This window comes from Methylobacterium sp. Leaf361, assembly GCF_001424445.1.
In the GTDB taxonomy this organism is placed as follows: Bacteria; Pseudomonadota; Alphaproteobacteria; order Rhizobiales; family Beijerinckiaceae; genus Methylobacterium.
In genome coordinates this window covers 162,167-181,418 of the sequence record NZ_LMPY01000045.1, presented here as the reverse complement: position 1 = coordinate 181,418, position 19,252 = coordinate 162,167, and the positions used below count along the sequence as shown (strand labels likewise).

Below are 19,252 nucleotides of genomic sequence, written 5' to 3'. Positions count from 1 at the left end.
GTCTCCTTCGGTGGGGGATGGAAGCGGGATCAGGCGGCGCTGCGGCGTCCGGCGCGCTTCGGCCAGCCGAGCGCCACGAGGCGGGCCTTGGCGTAGTCGCGCACCTCGTCGCGGGTGCCGGGCGGCATCGTCGCCAGGACGGCCTGGGTGGCGCCGTCCAGCATCAGGTCGGTGACGGCGTTGATGGTCTCGGCCTCGTCGATGCGGCGCTTGAGGTCGCCCTCGGCCTCGGTCACCTCGTCGAAGGCGGGCGCCTCCTCGAAATCCTCGTCGACGGCCCGGACCGGGACCTGATGGGCCCGGAACTCGTCGGCCTCCTCCTCGGAGTAGACGAGGCCGTGCAGCTCGATGAGCTTGAGGATGACGCGGTCCTTCCCGCGCTTCTCGGCCATGGCGTAGACGTAGGCCGCCTGCTTGCCCGAGACGCGGTAGTTCACGTTGACCAGCGCCTCGCCCATGGACCACTCGACCCGCTCGGTCCCGGGCTTCGCGCCGGGCAGCCGGCCGGTCACCAGGATCACGGCCTCGTCGCGCTCGGCCCGGATGACGGTCGGCGGCTCGAACACGATGCCGGCCTGGGCGGCGATGCGCTCCAGGGTCTTGTGGTAGATGACGGCGGTCCCCTGGACGCGCCAGACGTTGCCCCCGAAGGGCTCGCCGTAGCGGACGAGGATGTCGGCGATCTGCTTGTCGGCGGTTCGCATGGGGCGCTCGGTCCGTCAGGGTGAGGTCGCGTCGTCCACAGCTTTTATCGGGGACGCTCTTTCGTTCTCTTTTTGTTCACATCTATATGCGCAATCCGCCCGCGATGCGCAAGGCTCGGACGCGAAAAGCTGCGGCCGCGGACGTGCGTCATCGTCGGACCCGTGCGGGCGTGGCGCGGGTCCCCGCTCCCGTGCGGGAGAGCGCGTGCGTCGCGGACATCTCAGGAAGACGGCTCGTTGTCGGCGCAGTCGTACAGCAGCCTTTCGGATCCGAAGGCCCGACGGGGTCCGGCCCGGCGCACGATGCCATTGCGGCACCCCCGCCGCCTGCGCCGCCGACCCGCATTGTTGCTGCACCGCACCCTAGGCTAGACCGCTTCCACGATGTCCGAGACAGCTGCCGCGATGACGCCTTCCCTCTGGACCCGCCTGTCGAACCCCAGCCACTTCATGCGGTGGTCGGGGGCGCTCGTGCCGTGGCTGACGGCCCTGTCCCTCGGCGTGCTGGCCCTGGGCCTGTACCAGACCTTCTTCGTGGTGCCGCCCGACTACCAGCAGGGCGAGACGGTGCGGATCATGTACATCCACGTCCCGGCGGCGTGGCTCGGCGTGTTCTTCTACGGCGCGATGAGCGTGTCGGCGATCGGAACCCTGGTCTGGCGCCACCCGCTGGCCGACGTCGCCCAGCGGGCGGCCGCGCCGATCGGGGCCGCCTTCACGCTGATCTGCCTCGTGACCGGCTCGCTGTGGGGCAAGCCCATGTGGGGTACCTACTGGGTCTGGGACGCGCGCCTCACCTCCATGCTGATCCTGCTGCTGATCTACTGCGGCATCATCGCCCTGTGGCGGACCCTGGAGGATCCGAACCGCGCCGCCCGCGCGGTCGCGATCCTGACGCTGGTCGGTGCCGTGAACCTGCCGATCATCAAGTTCTCGGTGAACTGGTGGTCGACCCTTCACCAGCCGGCCTCGATCCTGCGCATGGGCGGCTCCACCATCGATCCCTCGATGCTCCACCCGCTGCTGGTCATGATCGCCGCCGCGACCCTCGGCGGGATGACCCTGCACCTCTACACGATGCGCACCGAGATCATGCGCCGCCGGGTGCGGACGCTGACGATCCGCGAGGCCGAGCGCCTCGACCGCGCCCAGCCGCGCCTCACCCCGACACCGGCCGCGATGCCGGTCGGGCAGCCGGTCTAGGAGGACCGCGATGGATCTCGGGTCTCACGGCAGCTTCATCCTGGCCGCCTACGCGTTCACGGCGGTGGTGATGGTCGCCCTCGTGGGCAACGCCCTGCGCGACCGACGGGCGCAGCGGCGCGCCCTCAGGGGCTTCGGCGAGGACCGGCGATGAGCGCGCCCCTCGACGACACCGCCGGCCGGACACCGCCGGTCCGCCGCTCGCTGCTGCTGATCCTGCCGGCGCTCGTCTTCGCGGCGCTCGCCGCCGTGCTGTTCCTGCGCCTGCGCTCCGGCGCCGACCCGGCCGCCCTCCCCTCCGCGATGATCGGCAAGCCGGTCCCGCGCTTCGACCTGCCCGCGGTGCCGGGGCTGACCGCCAACGGCGCACCCGTGCCCGGCCTGTCGAGCGCGGACCTCAAGGGCCAGATCACGGTGCTCAACGTCTTCGCCTCGTGGTGCGCGCCCTGCCAGGTGGAGCACCCGATGCTGATGCGGCTGGCGAAGGAGCCCGGCATCCGGCTCGTGGGGATCGACTACAAGGAGCCGAACCCCGAGGCCGGCCAGCGCTTCCTGACCCGGCACGGCGTGCCGTTCAGCGCGGTGGGAGCCGATGCCGGCGGCCGCGCGGCGATCGATTTCGGCGTCTACGGCGTGCCCGAGACCTTCATCATCGGGCCCGACGGCGTGATCCGCGACAAGCTGGTCGGCATCCTCACGCCGGAGAATTTTTCCAGCGTGCTCGCCCGCATCCGCGCGGCCGGCAAGGTCGCGGCGGCGCAGTAGGCGTCACGCCTCCGGCTGCGCCTTCTTGCGCTCGTAGCGGGTGAGCAGCGGCGTCTGCGCGAGGGCGAACAGCACGGTGATCGGCATGATGCCGAACACCTTGAAGTTGACCCAGAAATCCTCCGTCTGGGTCCGCCAGACCAGCTCGTTGAGCGCCGCCAGCACGAAGAAGAACACGCCCCAGCGGAAGGTGAGCTTCCGCCAGCCCTCGTCGGTAAGGCTGAACATCGAGTCGAGCACCACCGACAGCAGCGAGCGCCCGAACACGAGGCCGCCGAGCAGCACGGTGCCGAACAGGGCGTTCACGATGGTCGGCTTGACCATGATGAAGGTCTTGTCCTGCAGCGCCAGGGTCAGGCCGCCGAACACCACCACCACCACGCCGGACACGAGCGGCATGATCGGCAGGCGGCGCACCATCACGTAGTGGATCGCCAGAGCCACCACGGTCGCCGCGATGAACACGCCCGTGGCCACGAACAGCTTCTGGTCCGGGGCGACGCCGAACTTCTCGGAATAGGCGTTGCCGAGGAAGAACAGCACCAGCGGCCCGAGTTCCAGGGCCAGCTTCACGAGCGGCGGCAGGTGGCGGTGCGAGGGGACGGATTCGATCTGCATACGCTCGGTTGGCTCGGCTGCGGCGCTCACGGTAGGCTGAGAGCGTCGGACGGGATTCGCCGGGGTGTGTGTAACGCGGAGCGGGCGATGTCCATCACGATCGAGAATGCCGAGATCGAGGCGCTCCTGGCCGACCTCGCGGAAACCACCCGGCGGCCGGCGCCGGATCTGCTGCTGGACTTGCTGCGGCGGGAGCGGGAGCGGATCAACGACGAGGCGGCGCGCCGCATCGCCGAAGGGCTGGCCGCCGATGAGGCGATGCGCCGTCGCCTCAACGCGAGCCCGCTCGTGGACGCGCGTCCGATCGACGAGATCCTCGCCTACGACGAACACGGTCTGCCAGTGTGATCGTCGTCGATTCTTCGGCCTTCTTGGCGATACGTTTCGATGAGCCGGAAGCCGACGATTTCTCCCGTGCTATTGCCCGCGCAGACGGGATCGCGATGGCGGCAGCGACCTACCTCGAGTGTGCGATCGTGGCGATGCGCGCGGCGGACGGTCGTGCGGCGCTCGACGCGTGGATCGGGGCGCGACGCATATCGGTCGTGCCGGTCAATTACGCGCACGCGCAGATGGCCGCCGACGCTTTCGCCCGCTACGGCAAGGGTCGGCACCCGGCCGGGCTGAACTTCGGCGACTGCTTCGCCTACGCGCTCGCCCGGTCGCTTAACGCGCCGCTCCTATTCAAGGGCGAAGACTTCGCCCGCACCGACGTGCTGCGCGCCGCCTAATCCTTCTCCAGCCCGGCGATCGCCCGGGCGAAGTCGCGGGCCGCGAAGGGCTCCAGATCCTCCACGCCCTCGCCGACGCCGATGAAGTGCACCGGCAGGCCGAACTTCGCCGCCAGTGCCACCAGGATGCCGCCCCGGGCGGTGCCGTCGAGCTTGGTCATCACCAGGCCCGAGACCGGCGCGGCCTGCGAGAACAGCTCCACCTGGCTGAGCGCGTTCTGGCCGACCGTGGCGTCGAGGACGAGGAGCGTGGCGTGCGGCGCCTCAGGGTCCTGCTTGCGCAGGACGCGGACGATCTTCTCCAGCTCGGCCATCAAGCCGGCCTTGTTCTGGAGCCGGCCGGCGGTGTCGATCAGAAGCACGTCGGTGCCGGCGGCGCCCGCCTGCTTCAGGGCGTCGAAGGCGAGGCCCGCCGCGTCCGCCCCCTGCGCGCCGCTCACCACCGGCGTGCCGGTGCGCGCACCCCAGACCTTGAGCTGGTCGATCGCCGCCGCGCGGAAGGTGTCGCCGGCCGCGAGCATCACGGTGCGCCCCTCCGCCCGCAGCTTCGAGGCGAGCTTTCCGAGCGTCGTGGTCTTGCCGGCGCCGTTCACGCCGACCGTCAGGATCACGAAGGGCTTCCGGGCGGCATCGATCGTCAGCGGCACCGCAACCGGCTCAAGCGCCCGCTCCACCTCCGCGGCCAGGATCGCCCGGACCTCGTCGGGCGAGATGCCCTTCTCGTAGCGGCCCTTGCCGACGGCCTCCGAGACCCGCATCGCGGTCTCCAGGCCGAAATCGGCCTGGATCAGGGCGTCCTCCAGATCCTCAAGGGTCGTGGCGTCGAGCTTGCGCTTGGTGAACAGGCCCGTGACCCGGTCGGACAGCGCCGACGAGGTCCGCTTCATCCCGGAGGTGAGGCGGCTCCACCAGCCCTTGGCCTCCGGCTCGCGGTCCGGCCCGGCGCCGGCGTCGTGCGCGAGGGCGGCGGCGCTGTCGACCGGCTGGATGTCGGGCTGGGAATCGGGTTGAATCTCGGGCTGCACGTCGGCAGCCGGCTCCACCACCGGCTCGCGGTTCATATCACCCGTATCGACCGGGTCGGCGCCGTGCGCGGGATCGTCACCGGCGGTGCCGGCCGGCGGACGCTCCGGCTCGCCCTCCACGGGCAGCAGGTCCGCACCCTCGACCGCGTCCGGGACCGGCTCCCCGGTCTCCTCGGGCGGCAGCGGGACGTGGGTGACATCTTCCGCGGCGGTGGCGAAGTCCGGCTCCCCCTCGGAGGGCGAGGCCGCCCCGGCCGGAAGCTCGGCCTCGGGCTTGTCCTCGGCCTGATCCTCGGCTCTGTCCTCGGGCGCGGGCTGGCCTTTGCGCCCGAACAGGCGTCCGAACCAGCCGGGCTTCTCCTCGCTCGCCATGAAATCGCGTCCTCGCCCCACCTTGCCCCGCCGACACCGACCCTCTAGCGGATCCGGATGTCCAACGCCTTCGACATAGGCGCGCGCCTCCTCTACCGCGATGCCCTGCTGCTCGTCATCGACAAGCCGGCGGGTTTACCGGTCCATCCGGGCCCCCGCGGCGGCGAGACGCTCACCGACCACCTCGACGCGCTCCGGTTCGGCCTACCCCGCCGGCCGGAGGCCGCGCACCGGCTCGACCGCGACACCTCCGGCTGCCTCGCGCTGGGCCGCCACGCCAAGTCTCTGGCGCGGCTCGGGAAGCTCTTCTCCGGCAGCGCCGTCGACAAGACCTACTGGGCGATCGTGGCCGGCGGTCCCGCCGAGGAGGAAGGCAGCATCGACCTGGCGCTGGCCCGCCGCTCGGACGATCCGCGCTCATGGTGGATGAAGGCCGACCCCGCGGGGGACCCGTCGCTGACGCACTGGCGGGTGCTCGGCCGCGCCGGCGGGCGGACCTGGCTGGAGCTGAAGCCGGTCACCGGCCGGACCCACCAGCTCCGGGTCCACTGCGCCGCCTCCGGCTGGCCGATCCTGGGCGACGCGGTCTACGGCGGCGCGCCCCGCGGGAGCGCGCTGCACCTCCACGCGCGGGCGCTGTCGATCCCGCTTTATCCTAAACGGGAGGCCATCACGGTGACGGCGCCGCCGCCGCCGCACGTCGCCGAAGCCGTCGCGTCGATGGGCGCGTGAGCCTCGCATCATCGCGAGCGCAGCGAAGCGACCCAGGGCAGCGCGACATCGGGAGACCTGGCGCCGCTGGATTGCTTCGCTCCGCTCGCAAAGACGGCGGCGGGCACGATTGAACATGCGCCTGGACCGCATCCGTCCTTTCGGGGCCGGCACGGAGCGTCACAGGCCAGGAAGACCGGGCGCTAGGCGCCGATCAGCCGCGCCCCGTCGTGCCCCGCGATGGCGATGCTGTGGAACGTCCCGGGCGCCTCATCGGCCGGCAGCCGCACGGCCGTGAAATCCACACTCCGCCCGACGCCGCCGCGCTCCGCCAGCACCGTGAGGCGGCGGCCGACCTGGGCGTCGAGGTGCCGCCGCAGGGCACCCGCACCCGCCTCGCGCAGCCGCGCCGCCCGCGCACGGATCACGTCTGGCGCAACCGGCGGCATGCGCGCGGCCGGCGTGCCGGGACGTGGGGAATAGGGGAAGACGTGCAGGTGCGTCAGGCCGCATTCCGCCACGAGGTCGAGGGAGCGGGCGAACTGCGCCTCCGTCTCGGTCGGGAAGCCCGCGATCAGGTCGGCGCCGATCACGATGTCGGGTCGCAGCCGCCGCACCGTCTCGCAGAAGCGGATCGCGTCGGCGCGCAGGTGCCGGCGCTTCATGCGCTTGAGGATCAGGTCGTCGCCGGCCTGCAGCGACAGGTGCAGGTGCGGCATGAGCCGCTCCTCCTCGGCGATCGCCGCCAGCAGGGCGTCGTCGGCCTCGACGGAATCGATCGAGGAGAGGCGCAGGCGCGCGAGGTCGGGCACCGCCCGGAGGATCGCCCGCACGAGACCGCCGAGGGTCGGGGCCGGGCCGGCGAGGTCGCGGCCGTAGGCGGTGAGGTCGACGCCGGTCAGCACCACCTCGCGCCCGCCCCGGGCCACGAGGGTCTCGACCTGCGCGATCACGTCCGCCTCCGGCACCGAGCGGGAGACGCCCCGCCCGAACGGGATCACGCAGAAGGTGCAGCGGTGGTCGCAGCCGTTCTGCACGGGCACGAAGGCGCGGGTGTGCCCGGCGACCGCCTCGACCCGCGTCGGCTCGGCCGTTCGCGCCGTCATGACGGCGCCCGGGCCGGTCGCGGCCGCCGACCAGCCTTCCGGCCGCAGCTTCTCGGCGTTGCCGACGAGGCGCGCGACCTCCGGCATGGCCGCGTAGGCCTCTGTCTCGACCTCGGCGCCGCAGCCGGTGACGACGATCTCGGCGCCGGGCCGCTCCCGGGCGATGCGCCGGATCGCCTTGCGGGCCTGCCGCCCGGCCTCGGCGGTCACCGCGCAGGTGTTCACCACCACCCGGTCGCGCCCGTCCGCCGCCGCGTGGACCCGCAGCGCCTCGGACTCGACGGTGTTGAGGCGACAGCCGAAGGTGAGGGTCTCGACCGCCATCAGGCCGCGCTGTCGAACAGCTCCGGCGCCAGGGTCCCCTCGGCGACGAGCGCGACCGGACCGGTCATCAGGACGTGGTCGTCGGCGCGCCACTCGACGAACAGCTCGCCGCCCGGCAGCGCGACGCTGGCCTGCCGGCCGATCATCCGCAGGCGCGAGGCGGCCACCACGGTGGCGCAGGCGGCGGTGCCGCAGGCGAGCGTCAGCCCGGCCCCCCGCTCCCAGACACGGAGCTTGATCGTCTCGCGGCCCGTCACCTGCGCCACCGAGATGTTGGCGCGCTCCGGGAACAGCGGGTGGTTCTCCAGCATCGGGCCGATCCGGGCGAGGTCGAAGCTGTCCGGATCCTGCTCCACGAAGAACACCGCGTGCGGGTTGCCCATGTTCACGGCGCCCGGCGAGTGCAGGATCGGGTCGTCGATCGGGCCGATCTGCAGCTCGATCCGCCGGGTATCGGGGAACGGCTCGGACAGGGGAATCTCGTCCCAGGCGAGCCGCGGCCGGCCCATATCGACCGTGAAGCCGCGTTCCGAGACGCGGCGCACTCCGAGCAGGCCGGCCTTGGTCTCCAGGGTGAGCCGGCCGCCCTCGGCCGGCCGCGCCATGGCCGGGTCGTCGAGCATCGCGTAGGCGACGCAGCGCGTGCCGTTGCCGCAGGCGCCCGATTCCGAACCGTCGGTGTTGTAGATGCGCATGAACGCGTCGGTGCCCGGGCTCACGGGATCGTGCAGGACCATCAGCTGATCGAAGGTCGAGCCGGGATCCTGGGCGATCGCCCGCGCCTCCTCGGGCCGGACTTTCGCCGCGGAGCCGCGCAGGTCCAGCACCATGATCGCGTTGCCGGCGCCGTGCATCTTCAGGAAGCGTCTGTGGGCGAGTGCGCTCATGCGGTCCCGCGGTTGGAGGAAGGCGCGGGCTATATCGCAAAAGCCGTTGCCCGGCGCGAGGGGTGCCACGGCGTGGCAGATGCGCCGCACCCGCGGCTCTCGTCCGCGGCGCCCTCGCGGGCCGTCCCGTTCGCCACTAGGTTACGCCGCGGGAGCCCGCGCGATCATCCGTGGGCCTCGACCGGAGCGCCCTACGTGATCCGCCTTCGTCCGCTCGTCGCCCTCTCGGCCGCCCTCGTGCTCGCGACGGCCGGCCCGATCGCCGCCCAGCAGCAGCCCGCGCCGCCGCCCTCCACGGCGCCCGCGCCGGCCCAGACGAACCCGCTGCCGACCACGACCGCGCCGAACCCGGTCGCCGACCCGGACAAGAGCGCGGCCCCGGCCCCGCAGCAATCGGTGGCGCCCCCGCCCGCGGGCCAGTCTGCGGCGGGAACGCCCCCGGCCACGAGCACGGGGACACCCGGCCGGCCCACGCTCATCGAGAAGGCCGGCGAGCCCGGCGACGTCGACGAGGTCACCCTCCCGGCCAAGCCCGCCGCGATCCTGTCCGGCAAGACCAAGTGGGAGGAGGCCGTGCCGAACCTGAAGCAGGCCTTCGCGCGGATCGAGGCCGACCTCGCCAAGCTCGGCGTCGCGCCGGCCGGCCGGCCGCTCGCGGTCTTCACCCGCACGGACGACGACGGCTTCGAGTTCGAGGCGATGGTCCCGGTGGCGGCCGCGCCGAGCCCGGCACCGGCCGAGACCGACGGCCTGCGCTTCGGCACGACGCCCTCCGGCAAGGCGCTGCGCTTCGCCCACAAGGGCTCCTACGAGTCGATCGACAGCACCTACGAGACGCTGACCGCCTACCTCGATGCCAAGGACATCGTCGTGCAGGACCGGTTCGTGGAGGAGTACGCCACCGACCTCAAGGACAGCACCGACGACAGTCTCGACGTGAACATCTACGCGCTGGTGAAGTAGGCGAGCGCGGGCCGGCGGCGGCGCCCTTCGGTCGCGACGGCCGCCTCGGAATCGAGCGCGCCCTGCTCTCCGCTGGAAGCGCGCGGACCCGACGATGCGGACAGATCGCCGCTGCCCCGTACCGGCAGGAACAGGGGCGGCGGCTGGCGGATTCGCCCGACATGCCCGCCGCCGACCTCAGATCCGCGACCGTCCCGCGTTCACGCCGCAAGGCGGTCCCCGCCGTCGCGGATCCGGCGCTGGCCGAGAAGGCGCTCGCCGTCCACGCGCGGCTCCGCCCGGTCTACGGCTGCCCGATCCCGTACTTCCACAGCCTCGATCCGGTCAGCGAGCTCGTCTCGTCGCTCCTGTCGCACCGGACCCGCAATGCCGAATCCGGCCGGGCCTTCAAGGCGCTGCGGGCGCGCTTCCCCGACTGGGACGCGGTCCTCGACGCGGACGTGCCGGAGATCGAGGCCGCCATCGCGGGCGTGACTTGGCCGGAGCTGAAGGCGCCGCGCATCCGCGACGTGCTCCGCGCCCTGCGCGACCGGCACGGCAGCCTCGACCTCGCCTTCCTGGCCGACATGGAGGTCGAGGCGGCGCGGGAATGGCTGCAGGCGATCCCGGGCGTCGGGCCGAAGACCAGCGCGGCGGTCCTGTCCTTCTCCACGCTGCGGATGCCGGCGCTGCCGGTCGACAGCCACCATCACCGGGTCGCCCAGCGCCTCGGACTGATCGGCAGGCGGGTCGATGTCGGCCCGTCGCACCCGATCCTGCGAGCGCAGCTCCCCGCGGACTGGAGCGCGCAGGACCTCTACGACAATCACGAGATCCTGATGCTGCACGGGCAGAAGGTCTGCCATCATCATCGCCCGGCCTGCGGGCGCTGCGTCCTGGTCGACCTCTGCCCCAGCGCGAAGCTGCCCACGCGGGAGCCGTGAGCGCGTCCTTGACCATTCCGGCCTACGGGTGCGAGTAACCGCGCGCCCGGACGGCGCGGAGCCCCGGTCTTCCCTCGCTCAGGATCGGCGCCGATGGCCGCGTTCACCGAATTGGTCTTCTCGGGCGTCCAGCCCACCGGCAACCTGCACCTCGGCAACTATCTCGGGGCGGTGAAGCGCTTCGTGGAGATGCAGGAGCGCGACGCGCAGTGCCTGTACTGCGTGGTCGACCTGCACGCGATCACCGTCTGGCAGGATCCCGAGGCCCTGCGCGGCCAGATCCGCGAGGTCACGGCCGCCTTCCTCGCCGCCGGCATCGATCCGAAGCGCTCGATCGTGTTCAACCAGAGCCAGGTGCCGCAGCACGCCGAGCTCGCCTGGGTGTTCAACTGCGTCGCCCGCCTCGGCTGGCTGAACCGCATGACCCAGTTCAAGGAGAAGGCCGGCAAGGACCGGGAGAACGCCTCGATCGGCCTCTACGACTACCCGGTGCTGATGGCGGCCGACATCCTGGCTTACCGGGCGACCCATGTGCCGGTCGGCGAGGACCAGAAGCAGCACCTGGAGCTGACCCGGGACATCGCACAGAAGTTCAACACCGATTTCTCGGGGTCGATCACGGCGCACGGCCACGGCGACGCGTTCTTCCCGATCACGGAGCCGCTGATCGGCGGCCCGGCCGCCCGGGTCATGTCGCTGCGCGACGGCACCAAGAAGATGTCGAAGTCGGACCCGTCCGACAACGCCCGCATCAACCTCACGGACGACGCGGACGCCATCGCCCAGAAGATCCGACGGGCCAAGACCGATCCCGAGCCCCTGCCCTCCGAGGTGGCGGGCCTGAAGGAGCGGCCCGAGGCCGACAACCTCGTGGGGATCTACGCGGCGCTCGCCGGCATCACCCGCGAGGACGTTCTGCGCGATTTCGGCGGGGCGCAGTTCTCGACCTTCAAGCCGGCTCTGGCCGACCTCGCGGTGACGAGCCTCGCGCCGATCGCCGAGGAGATGCGCCGCCTCACCGCCGATCCGGGCCATATCGACGCCGTGCTGGCCGACGGCGGCGCCCGGGCCGAGACCATCGCGGCGCAGACCCTCGACGCGGTCAAGGACATCGTCGGCTTCGTACGGCGCGGTCCCAGCCTGCAGGCGGTGCGGTGACCGTCCGGGCGCTGGTCTTCGACGTCTTCGGGACGCTGGTCGACTGGCGCTCCGGCGTCGCCCGCGAGGCGGCGCGGCTGCTCGCGCCCGTCGCGCCGGACCTCGATGCCGGCGCCTTCGCCGACGCGTGGCGGGCCCGCTACAACCCGTCGATGGAGACGGTGCGCTCCGGCGCCCGACCCTACGTCGACCTCGACACGCTCCAGGCCGAGTCGCTGCCCGGCGTGCTGGCGCAGTTCGGCATCGCGGGCGTCTCCGAGGCCGTGCGGGGCGAGCTTGTCCAGGCATGGCACCGGCTCGACGCGTGGCCCGAGGTGCCGGACGCGCTGCGACGCCTGCGCGAGAAGCACCTCCTGGCACCGAACTCCAACGGGCATGTCCGGCTGATGGCCGACCTCGCCCGCCGCAACGGCCTGATCTTCGATGCGGTGCTCGGCGCCGGCTATTCCCGCGACTACAAGCCGAAGCCGGCGCTCTACCGCGACGCGGTCGCGGCCTTCGGCTTCGCGGCCGGCGAGACCATGATGGTCGCCGCCCACTCGAACGACCTCGCAGCGGCCGCCAGCCACGGGCTCGCCACCGCCCACCTTGCCCGCCCGCACGAGCACGGCCCGGCCGGCGGCGAGACCGCGCCGACGGTGCCGGTGACCCACGCGGCGCGGGATCTGGCAGACCTCGCCGACCGGCTCGGCTGCTAAGGACTTTTCACGGAAGGGTGCCATGGCCGACTGGAACCCCGCCCTCTACACCCGCTTCGAGGACGAGCGGACCCGCCCCGCCGCCGAACTCCTCGCCCGCGTGCCCCTCGACGCACCGCGGCTCGCCGTCGATCTCGGCTGCGGGCCCGGCAACTCGACCGCGCTGATCGCGGCGCGCTTCCCCGACGCGGAGGTGATCGGCCTCGACACCTCGCCGGCCATGCTGGAGAGCGCCCGCGCCCGGCTCCCGGACCTCGCCTTCGCGCTGGCCGACGCCGCGACCTGGATACCGGACCGGGCGCCGAACCTGATCTACACGAACGCCGTCCTGCAATGGCTGCCGGACCACGCGACCCTGCTGCCGCGGCTGTTCGGTCTCCTCGCCCCGGGCGGCGTGCTCGCCGTGCAGATGCCCGACAACCTCGCGGAGCACACCCATCGCCTGATGCGCGCGGTCGCGGCGGACGGCCCCTGGGCGGCCGCGATCGGCGATCCCGCCGTGGCCGGCCGCCTCGGGCGGATGCTGGAACCCGCCGCCTACTACGACCTGCTGGCGCCGCGCGCCGCCGAGGTCGATGTCTGGCGCACCGCCTACCACCACCGCATGGCGGACGCGGCCGCCATCGTGGACTGGGTCAGCGCGACCGGGCTCCGGCCGTTCCTCGACCCGCTGGATCCGGAGGAGCGGGCCGGCTTCCTGGCGGCCTACACCCGCGCGATCGACGCCGCCTACCCGCCGCGCAGCGACGGGCGGCGCCTGCTCGCCTTCCCGCGCGTGTTCATCGTCGCCCGCAAGGCGCCGTAGCGCGGGCCGGCACGGCGACCATCAGGCCGCGCGCACCGTTCCGAGGAAGCGGCCGACCTCCGCCCGGAGATGCGCGGATTGCCGCGACAGGTCCGCGGACGATTCCAGCACCTGACCGGCGGCAGAGCCGGTCATGTCGGCGGCTTCGGCCACGCGGGCGATGTTCGTCGTCACCTCGCCCGTGCCGGCGGCGGCCTGGGTCACGTTGCGGACGATTTCCTGGGTTGCCGTGCCCTGCTGCTCGACCGCGGCCGCGATCGTCGTGGCCGCCCCGCTGATCTCGTCGACGCGCGTCGTGATGCTGCCGATCGCCGAGGCCGCCTGCTCGGTCGAGGCCTGGACGCGGGCGATCTGGCCCGCGATCTCCTCGGTGGCCCGTGCGGTCTGCTCGGCCAGCGCCTTCACCTCGGCGGCCACGACCGCGAAGCCCCGGCCGGCCTCGCCGGCGCGGGCCGCCTCGATGGTGGCGTTCAGGGCCAGCAGGTTGGTCTGGCCGGCGATGCCGCTGATCAGTGCCACAACATCACCGATCTTCATCACCGCCGCGCTCAGATCCTCCACCAGCCGCACCGTGCGCCCGGCCTCGTCGGCCGCGGCCCGCGCGAGTTGCGCGGATCCCTGGACCTGACGCCCGATCTCCTGCACCGAGCTGCCGAGCTCCTCGGCCGCCGAGGCCGCGGCCCGGACGTTGGCGGCGGCCTCCTCGGCCCCGGCCGCGACGGTGGTCGACTGGCCGGCGGTCTCCGACGCCGTGGCGGCCAGCGCCCCGGCCGTGGCCTGCAGCGCGGTGGCCGCGTCCGTGACCGTCGCGACGATGCCGCCGATGGCCTGCTCGAAGCTGTTCGCTAGGTCCGCGGTCACCCGCTTGCGGTCCCGGTCGGCCGCCGCCTGAGCCTCCGCCCGCGCCCGCGCGTCGGCCTCCGCCTGCGCCCGCAGGCCGTCGCGCAGCTTCAGCACGGCACGCCCGACCAGTCCGACCTCGTCGCGGCGCCGCGCCTCGCGCACATCCGCCCCGTAATCGCCCGCGGCCATGTCGCCGATGGTCCGGCCGAGGCCGCGGATCGGCGCCCCGACGAGACGGTGCAGCGCGCCGAAGACGGCCGCGCACCCGATCAGCACGCAGAGGACCGAGATGCCGATCAGCGTCGCGCGCGCCCGATCGGCGGCGGCCGTGAGCGTCGCCACCGGCACCGCGACGACGATCGCCCAGCGGTCGGGCGTCTCGCCCGCCTGGATATGCTGCGCCATGTAGCGCCACGGCGCTCCGTCCGGGCCCGGCGCGTCGGTCACCACCACGGCTCCCGCCGCGATCGCCTGTCGGGCCGCGTCGGCCGCCGACGCGTCGAAGCCGTGCATCGGCTTCCCGGCCGCCGCGCCGGTCGGATGCGCGACGGTCGTTCCGCTCGCCGAGACCACGGCGAGGTAGCCGGTCCCGAACGGCCTCACCGCCCCGAGGGCGGCATTCAGGGACCCGAGATCGATGTCGACGCCGGCGGTGCCGCGATACGTGCCGTCCACGCTGATCGGCGCACCGAAGGACATCATGACGACGTCCTTTCCGGCCACCGGGTAGATGTAGGGTTCGATGGCGACCAAGCGATTCAGCCGCTTCGGCCGGAGGTAATAGGCGCCATCCGGCTCGGCCTCGTAGCCCGTGAGGACCTCGCGCTTGATCGTGCCGCTCCCGCGGTTCCAGTAAGGCATGAAGCGACCGCTCGCATCCGAGGAGGCCGTGCCGGCGAACGCGCGGTCGCGCCCATCCAGAGCGTTCGGCTCCCAGCCCGTCCAAGTGGCGATCAACTCGGGGTTGGCGCGCAGAAGCTCGCGCAGCAGCGCGTCGTAGATGTCCCGGTCCTGGATGCGGCCGGCGCGCAGGGCCGACGCGGAGGCCGCGATGCTCTCGGCAGTCTTGGCCGCTACCGCGAGGCGGAAGCGGACCTCGCGCGCCTCGTTCGACAGCGTCTCCGACTGTATCTCTGCGGCCTGCTCATCGAAGGACGCGTCGATTCTGCGGGCGAGAAAAGTCGTCCCACCCGCGAACACCGCAGCGATCAGGATGCTGCAGATCAATGCAACACGCAGCGGGAGCGAAACCATGGTCTTAACGGTCCGGGTAAAGATGCGATCGGCAAATTTGCACGAAATTTATGGCTCTGCACTCACATCGTCAAGAATTTTTTAGACCATAACACTATCAAGCGCGAAAATTTTTTTATCAATATGTGATGCGGCAGCTTTATAATCAACATCATCTTATTTGACGAAAATTGAGTTCCGCACCGGCCGCCCGGGACGGCGGGGCGGCCGGAATGGACGATCAGGCCTCGCCGCGGGCCATCAGCGCCTCGTACTCCGCGACCTCCAGCCGGCCCTCTTGGGCGACGCGGGCCTTGTCGGCATCGCTGATCACGTCGCCCGCGAGGTCGAGGCGCTTCCAGGCGGCGAGCGGGGTCTCGCGGCCGGGACGCGGCACGTACTTGTTCTGCTCGAGCTTCTGATACTTGTGGATGTAGCGCGGGCAGTTGATCCAGATCTTCGTCACCGCGACCTTCACCAGGTACTTGGCCTCGGTGTACGCGGCCAAGAGGGCGTCGTCGCGCAGCAGCGTCGCGTGGCCCTGGACGCGGATCCGGTGGGGCGTCTCGAAGTCGATGAACAGCAGGCCGACCTTGGCCTGCCCCTCGATGTTGCCCATCGAGTAGAACATGCCGTTGCCGTCGAAGCCCGGGAAGACGAGCGTCTTGTCGTCGAGCACCTTCACGAAGCCCGTGGGACCGCCCTTGTAGGAGACCGTCGGCATGCCGTCCGGGTCGACGGTCGAGAGGAAGAACATGTCGCGGGAGCCGATGAAGGCGGCCTCGTCCGGCTGGACGGTCTCGTGGACCCAGTCCTCGTCGAGACGCACGGCGAGCTTGGTGGTGCCGAACTCCTCCTGCAGCGCCCGGTGCGCGTCGGAATAGAGCGATGCCATGCGTGTCCTCTCCGCTTGCCGGTCCTCGTACGCGCGGGACCGCTGGCGGGCTTATGGCCGGGACACCCTGTGTCGGGCAACCCGGAACGCGAAGGGCCGGCCACGCCTCCGCGTGACCGGCCCCGCGCGTGCGCGGCCGGGCCGGGCCCGACCGCGCGGATGCGGATCAGTTGCGGGTCTTGTCGACCAGCGCCTTCTCGGAGATCCACGGCATCATGCCGCGGAGCTTGGCGCCGACCTCCTCGATCGGGTGGGCGGCGAGCTTGGCGCGGGTCGCCTTGAACGAGGTCTGGTTGACCTTGTTCTCCAGCATCCAGTTGCGCGTGAAGGTGCCCGACTGGATGTCGTTGAGCACGCGCTTCATCTCGGCCTTGGTCTCGGGCGTCACGATGCGCGGGCCGGTGACGTACTCGCCGTACTCGGCCGTGTTGGAGATCGAGTAGTTCATGTTGGCGATGCCGCCCTCGTAGATGAGGTCGACGATCAGCTTCACCTCGTGGAGGCACTCGAAATAGGCCATCTCGGGGGCGTAGCCCGCCTCGACCAGGGTCTCGAAGCCGGCCTTGATCAGCTCGACGAGGCCGCCGCAGAGCACGGCCTGCTCGCCGAACAGGTCGGTCTCGCACTCCTCCTTGAAGGTCGTCTCGATGATGCCGGCGCGGCCGCCGCCATTCGCCGAGGCGTACGACAGCCCGAGGTCGTGGGCGTTTCCGCTCGCGTCCTGCGCGATGGCGATCAGGGTCGGCACGCCGCCGCCGCGGAGGTACTCGGAGCGCACGGTGTGGCCGGGGCCCTTCGGGGCGACCATCAGGACGTCGAGGTCCTTGCGCGGCTCGATCAGGTTGAAGTGGACGTTGAGGCCGTGGGCGAACAGGAGCGCGGCGCCCTGCTTCATGTTGCCCTCGAGGGACTCGCGGTAGATGTCGCCCTGCAGCTCGTCGGGGGTCAGCATCATCACCACGTCGGCCCACTTGGCGGCCTCGGCGACCGACAGGACCTTGAAGCCCTCGGCTTCCGCCTTCTTGGCGGTGGCGGAGCCCTCGCGCAGCGCGATGACGATGTCCTTCACGCCGGAATCGCGCAGGTTGAGCGCGTGGGCGTGGCCCTGGCTGCCGTAGCCGACGATGGCGACCTTCTTGCCCTTGATCAGGTTCAGGTCGGCGTCGCGATCGTAATACACCCGCATGTCTGTCTCCTCTTAGACTTGGTGTTTCGGGTCGGGTCTGGCCCGGCCGTAGAGGGCCAGGAACTGCTCGACGGCGCGGCCCGCGTCGCGCCGGATCTCGGCCCCGTCGAGGTCGAGGGTCTCGCCGAGCAGAAGGCGGATCTGGATATCCCGGCCGACGAGGCCGAAGAAGGTGCGGAAGGCAGCCTCGCTGTCGGCGAAGCTCAGCAGGCCGGCGGCGCGCCCCGCCTCCAGCACGGGCTTCACCCGCTCGCCGATCGCGAAGCGCCCGTTCGCCAGGACGATGCCGCCGAGATTGCTCTTGCGCGAGCCCGCATGCGCGATGGCGATGCGGTTCAGCGCCACCGAGGTCGGGCCGGTGATGACCTCAAGCCACGTCACGGCGAAGTCCTGCAGGCGCTCCCGCAGGGTCGCGCCGTCGAGCACCTGAGCGCTGTCGTGGCCGGCATGGACCCGGGAGGCCTGCCAGCGCACCGTCGCGGTCAGCAACCCGTCCCGGTCGCCGAACCACTTGTAGAGCGTCTCCTTCGAGCAGCTGGCCCGGCGCGCGACGGCGTCCATGGTGAGCTGCTCGCCGTCCTCGACCATGAGGCCGAGCACGGCGTCCAGCACCGCCTGCTGGCGTGCCGACGGCTCTTCCCGTTCTGCTGTCGCGCTGGCCTGCATCATCTCGAATGGCGTACCGTACCGTACGGTACGCGCTTTAGGCCGATTCGTAGGGCGCGGCAAGGGGGTGCCGTGCCCGCACCTCGCTAGCGGGGGAGCGGCAGCCCTTCGCGGGCGAAGACGGCCTGGACAGCCGGGCGCTCGGCGACCCGGCGCGCATGGGCGGTCCAGGCCGGGAAGCGCCCGGCCATGTCGAACCGGAGCACCGGGCCGTTGGCCCAGAACCAGAAGACCGTCAGGTAGGCGTCGACGACGCTGAACCGGTCGCCCACCGCCCAGCCGCCGTGCGACAGGCGCACCTCGGTCATGGTGGCGAGGTCCGCGTAGGTGTTGGCCGCCTTCGCCTTGATGCCCTCGAAGGCGCTCTCGTCCTCGGTGTAGCGCTCGGGCCGGCGGACATGGGCGTAGGTCACGTGGTGGTTGCAGGCGAGCCAGCCGAGCCACTCGTCAGCGGCGGCCTGCTCGCGGAGATCCGTGGGCCAGAGCCCCTTCTCCGGCACCTGACGGGCGACGTGGCGCATGATGGCCGCGCACTCGGTGAGCACCCAGCCGTCCTCGGTCAGCGCCGGCACGCGGCCGCGATCGTTGATCGCGAGGTATTCCGGCCGGCGCTGGTCGCCCGCGGCGAGATCGAGCTTGAGGCCCTCGTAGGGCAGCCCGGCTTCCTCCAGGATGATGTGGGCGGCGAGCGAGCAGGCGCCGGGGGCGTAGTAGAGGGTGCGGGCGGTCATGGGGGGTCCTTGATCGACGAACACGGGCGCAGCGTTTTCAGCGACAACGGCCAGCCGGCTGTCGCCTTCAGAGCCGGTAACGTCTTCCGGCTCCCCCGAGCACCGACTGGCCGCGCGCCAGAAGCTCAGAGCGGCTCCGCCCCGCGCCCCATGGCGGAGATGCCCGTCCGGCAGATCTCCACCAGCCCGATCACGCTCATCAGGCGCACGAACCGGTCGACATCCTCAGTAGCGCCGGTCAGCTCGAACACGAAGGAGTTGAGCGTGGCGTCCAGCGTCTTGGCGCCGAAGGCGGCGGCCAGCCGCAGGGCCTCGCTGCGGTGCTCGCCCTCGCCCTTCACCTTCACGAGGCAGATCTCGCGCTCGATGGCGTTGCCCTGGAGCGTGAGGTCCACGACCCGATGCACCGGCACCAGCCGGTCGAGCTGCGCCTTGATCTGCTCGATCACGGCGTTCGTCCCGGTGGTCACGATGGTGATGCGCGAGATGTGGCGCGCCTCTTCGGTCTCGGAGACCGTCAGGCTCTCGATATTGTAGCCGCGGCCGGAGAACAGGCCCGAGATGCGGGCGAGCACGCCGGGCTCGTTGTCGACGATCACCGCCAGCGTGTGCCGGTTCACCGGCTCGACGCGGACGGCATCGGGGTAGTGGGTGTTCATCGCGTTCATCGCCGGCCTCGTCCTCGTCGTATCGCGGCCCGGCGGT

The 19,252-nt window shown here is 71.5% G+C and carries 22 protein-coding genes; 11 read left to right on the top strand and 11 right to left on the bottom strand.

The window, feature by feature from the left end:
• Window positions 1–29 precede the first annotated feature (29 nt).
• Window positions 30–704, bottom strand: coding sequence for a hypothetical protein (locus tag ASG32_RS24590; RefSeq protein ID WP_056531636.1), 675 nt, complete (start codon window positions 702–704; stop codon window positions 30–32).
• A 405-nt stretch (window positions 705–1,109) separates the two neighbouring features.
• Between ASG32_RS24590 and ASG32_RS24585 the strand changes: the two genes are divergently transcribed.
• From ASG32_RS24585 to ASG32_RS24575, 3 genes are read left to right on the top strand one after another with little or no spacing between them, the layout of a single operon-like run.
• Window positions 1,110–1,907: a heme ABC transporter permease gene (locus ASG32_RS24585; RefSeq protein WP_056531634.1), complete on the top strand. Its 798-nt coding sequence runs from the start codon at window positions 1,110–1,112 to the stop codon at window positions 1,905–1,907.
• A 10-nt stretch (window positions 1,908–1,917) separates the two neighbouring features.
• The gene (gene ccmD / locus ASG32_RS24580; RefSeq protein WP_056531632.1) at window positions 1,918–2,061 is read left to right on the top strand and encodes a heme exporter protein CcmD; all 144 of its coding nucleotides are present in this window, start codon (window positions 1,918–1,920) and stop codon (window positions 2,059–2,061) included.
• Entirely contained in the window at window positions 2,058–2,672 is a 615-nt protein-coding gene (locus ASG32_RS24575) for a DsbE family thiol:disulfide interchange protein (protein WP_020090709.1), read from the top strand. Before ccmD ends, ASG32_RS24575 begins: the two co-directional genes overlap by 4 nt.
• Window positions 2,673–2,675: 3 nt before the next feature.
• On the opposite strand, the gene ASG32_RS24570 is transcribed toward ASG32_RS24575, so the two are convergent.
• Window positions 2,676–3,290, bottom strand: a complete 615-nt coding sequence (locus ASG32_RS24570; protein WP_056531630.1) for a septation protein A — start codon at window positions 3,288–3,290, stop codon at window positions 2,676–2,678.
• 87 nt (window positions 3,291–3,377) lie between these two features.
• Between ASG32_RS24570 and ASG32_RS24565 the strand changes: the two genes are divergently transcribed.
• Window positions 3,378–3,638, top strand: coding sequence for a type II toxin-antitoxin system VapB family antitoxin (locus tag ASG32_RS24565; protein ID WP_042674895.1), 261 nt, complete (start codon window positions 3,378–3,380; stop codon window positions 3,636–3,638).
• On the top strand, window positions 3,635–4,021 hold the full coding sequence (locus ASG32_RS24560; RefSeq protein WP_348271899.1) for a type II toxin-antitoxin system VapC family toxin: 387 nt from the start codon (window positions 3,635–3,637) through the stop codon (window positions 4,019–4,021). The genes ASG32_RS24565 and ASG32_RS24560 overlap by 4 nt, the downstream gene beginning before the upstream one ends.
• Here ASG32_RS24560 and ftsY read toward each other — a convergent pair.
• On the bottom strand, window positions 4,018–5,418 hold the full coding sequence (gene ftsY, locus ASG32_RS24555; RefSeq protein WP_056531628.1) for a signal recognition particle-docking protein FtsY: 1,401 nt from the start codon (window positions 5,416–5,418) through the stop codon (window positions 4,018–4,020). The two genes, ASG32_RS24560 and ftsY, sit on opposite strands and share 4 nt — an antisense overlap.
• A gap of 57 nt (window positions 5,419–5,475) precedes the next feature.
• On the opposite strand from ftsY, the gene ASG32_RS24550 reads away from it, so the two are divergent.
• Window positions 5,476–6,150 carry an RluA family pseudouridine synthase gene (locus tag ASG32_RS24550; protein WP_056531626.1) on the top strand — a complete coding sequence of 225 codons (675 nt, stop codon included), beginning with the start codon at window positions 5,476–5,478 and terminating at the stop codon, window positions 6,148–6,150.
• A gap of 182 nt (window positions 6,151–6,332) precedes the next feature.
• Here ASG32_RS24550 and mtaB read toward each other — a convergent pair whose 3' ends face one another.
• Together mtaB and dapF are read right to left on the bottom strand one after the other, a co-directional pair.
• Window positions 6,333–7,559: a tRNA (N(6)-L-threonylcarbamoyladenosine(37)-C(2))-methylthiotransferase MtaB gene (gene mtaB, locus ASG32_RS24545; RefSeq protein ID WP_056531624.1), complete on the bottom strand. Its 1,227-nt coding sequence runs from the start codon at window positions 7,557–7,559 to the stop codon at window positions 6,333–6,335.
• Window positions 7,559–8,446: a diaminopimelate epimerase gene (gene dapF / locus ASG32_RS24540; protein WP_056531622.1), complete on the bottom strand. Its 888-nt coding sequence runs from the start codon at window positions 8,444–8,446 to the stop codon at window positions 7,559–7,561. The genes mtaB and dapF overlap by 1 nt, the downstream gene beginning before the upstream one ends.
• Before the next feature lie 195 nt (window positions 8,447–8,641).
• On the opposite strand from dapF, the gene ASG32_RS24535 reads away from it, so the two are divergent.
• From ASG32_RS24535 to tam, 5 genes are all read left to right on the top strand, one after another.
• A complete protein-coding gene (locus ASG32_RS24535; RefSeq protein ID WP_056531620.1) occupies window positions 8,642–9,409 on the top strand; it encodes a GyrI-like domain-containing protein in 768 nt (255 codons plus the stop codon).
• Between the two features lie 161 nt (window positions 9,410–9,570).
• The gene (locus tag ASG32_RS24530; protein ID WP_056531618.1) at window positions 9,571–10,332 is read left to right on the top strand and encodes a Fe-S cluster assembly protein HesB; all 762 of its coding nucleotides are present in this window, start codon (window positions 9,571–9,573) and stop codon (window positions 10,330–10,332) included.
• Between the two features lie 93 nt (window positions 10,333–10,425).
• Entirely contained in the window at window positions 10,426–11,490 is a 1,065-nt protein-coding gene (gene trpS / locus ASG32_RS24525; RefSeq protein ID WP_020090717.1) for a tryptophan--tRNA ligase, read from the top strand.
• The gene (locus tag ASG32_RS24520; protein WP_056531616.1) at window positions 11,487–12,188 is read left to right on the top strand and encodes a haloacid dehalogenase type II; all 702 of its coding nucleotides are present in this window, start codon (window positions 11,487–11,489) and stop codon (window positions 12,186–12,188) included. The genes trpS and ASG32_RS24520 overlap by 4 nt, the downstream gene beginning before the upstream one ends.
• A gap of 22 nt (window positions 12,189–12,210) precedes the next feature.
• Window positions 12,211–12,993 (top strand): trans-aconitate 2-methyltransferase, encoded by a 783-nt coding sequence (gene tam, locus ASG32_RS24515; protein WP_056531614.1) that lies wholly within the window; start codon window positions 12,211–12,213, stop codon window positions 12,991–12,993.
• A gap of 21 nt (window positions 12,994–13,014) precedes the next feature.
• Here the strand turns inward: tam and ASG32_RS24510 are convergent, their stop codons facing one another.
• The 6 genes from ASG32_RS24510 to ilvN all read right to left on the bottom strand — a co-directional run bounded on the left by ASG32_RS24510 (window position 13,015) and on the right by ilvN (window position 19,215).
• On the bottom strand, window positions 13,015–15,090 hold the full coding sequence (locus tag ASG32_RS24510) for a methyl-accepting chemotaxis protein (RefSeq protein WP_056531611.1): 2,076 nt from the start codon (window positions 15,088–15,090) through the stop codon (window positions 13,015–13,017).
• Window positions 15,091–15,310: 220 nt separating this feature from the next.
• The gene (locus ASG32_RS24505; RefSeq protein ID WP_020090721.1) at window positions 15,311–15,964 is read right to left on the bottom strand and encodes a pyridoxamine 5'-phosphate oxidase family protein; all 654 of its coding nucleotides are present in this window, start codon (window positions 15,962–15,964) and stop codon (window positions 15,311–15,313) included.
• A 166-nt stretch (window positions 15,965–16,130) separates the two neighbouring features.
• The gene (gene ilvC / locus ASG32_RS24500; protein WP_056531609.1) at window positions 16,131–17,150 is read right to left on the bottom strand and encodes a ketol-acid reductoisomerase; all 1,020 of its coding nucleotides are present in this window, start codon (window positions 17,148–17,150) and stop codon (window positions 16,131–16,133) included.
• A 12-nt stretch (window positions 17,151–17,162) separates the two neighbouring features.
• A complete protein-coding gene (locus tag ASG32_RS24495) occupies window positions 17,163–17,819 on the bottom strand; it encodes a TetR/AcrR family transcriptional regulator C-terminal domain-containing protein (RefSeq protein ID WP_107351996.1) in 657 nt (218 codons plus the stop codon).
• An 83-nt stretch (window positions 17,820–17,902) separates the two neighbouring features.
• On the bottom strand, window positions 17,903–18,547 hold the full coding sequence (locus ASG32_RS24490) for a glutathione S-transferase N-terminal domain-containing protein (RefSeq protein WP_056531604.1): 645 nt from the start codon (window positions 18,545–18,547) through the stop codon (window positions 17,903–17,905).
• Window positions 18,548–18,672: 125 nt separating this feature from the next.
• Entirely contained in the window at window positions 18,673–19,215 is a 543-nt protein-coding gene (gene ilvN / locus ASG32_RS24485) for an acetolactate synthase small subunit (RefSeq protein ID WP_020090724.1), read from the bottom strand.
• Window positions 19,216–19,252: the final 37 nt, after the last annotated feature.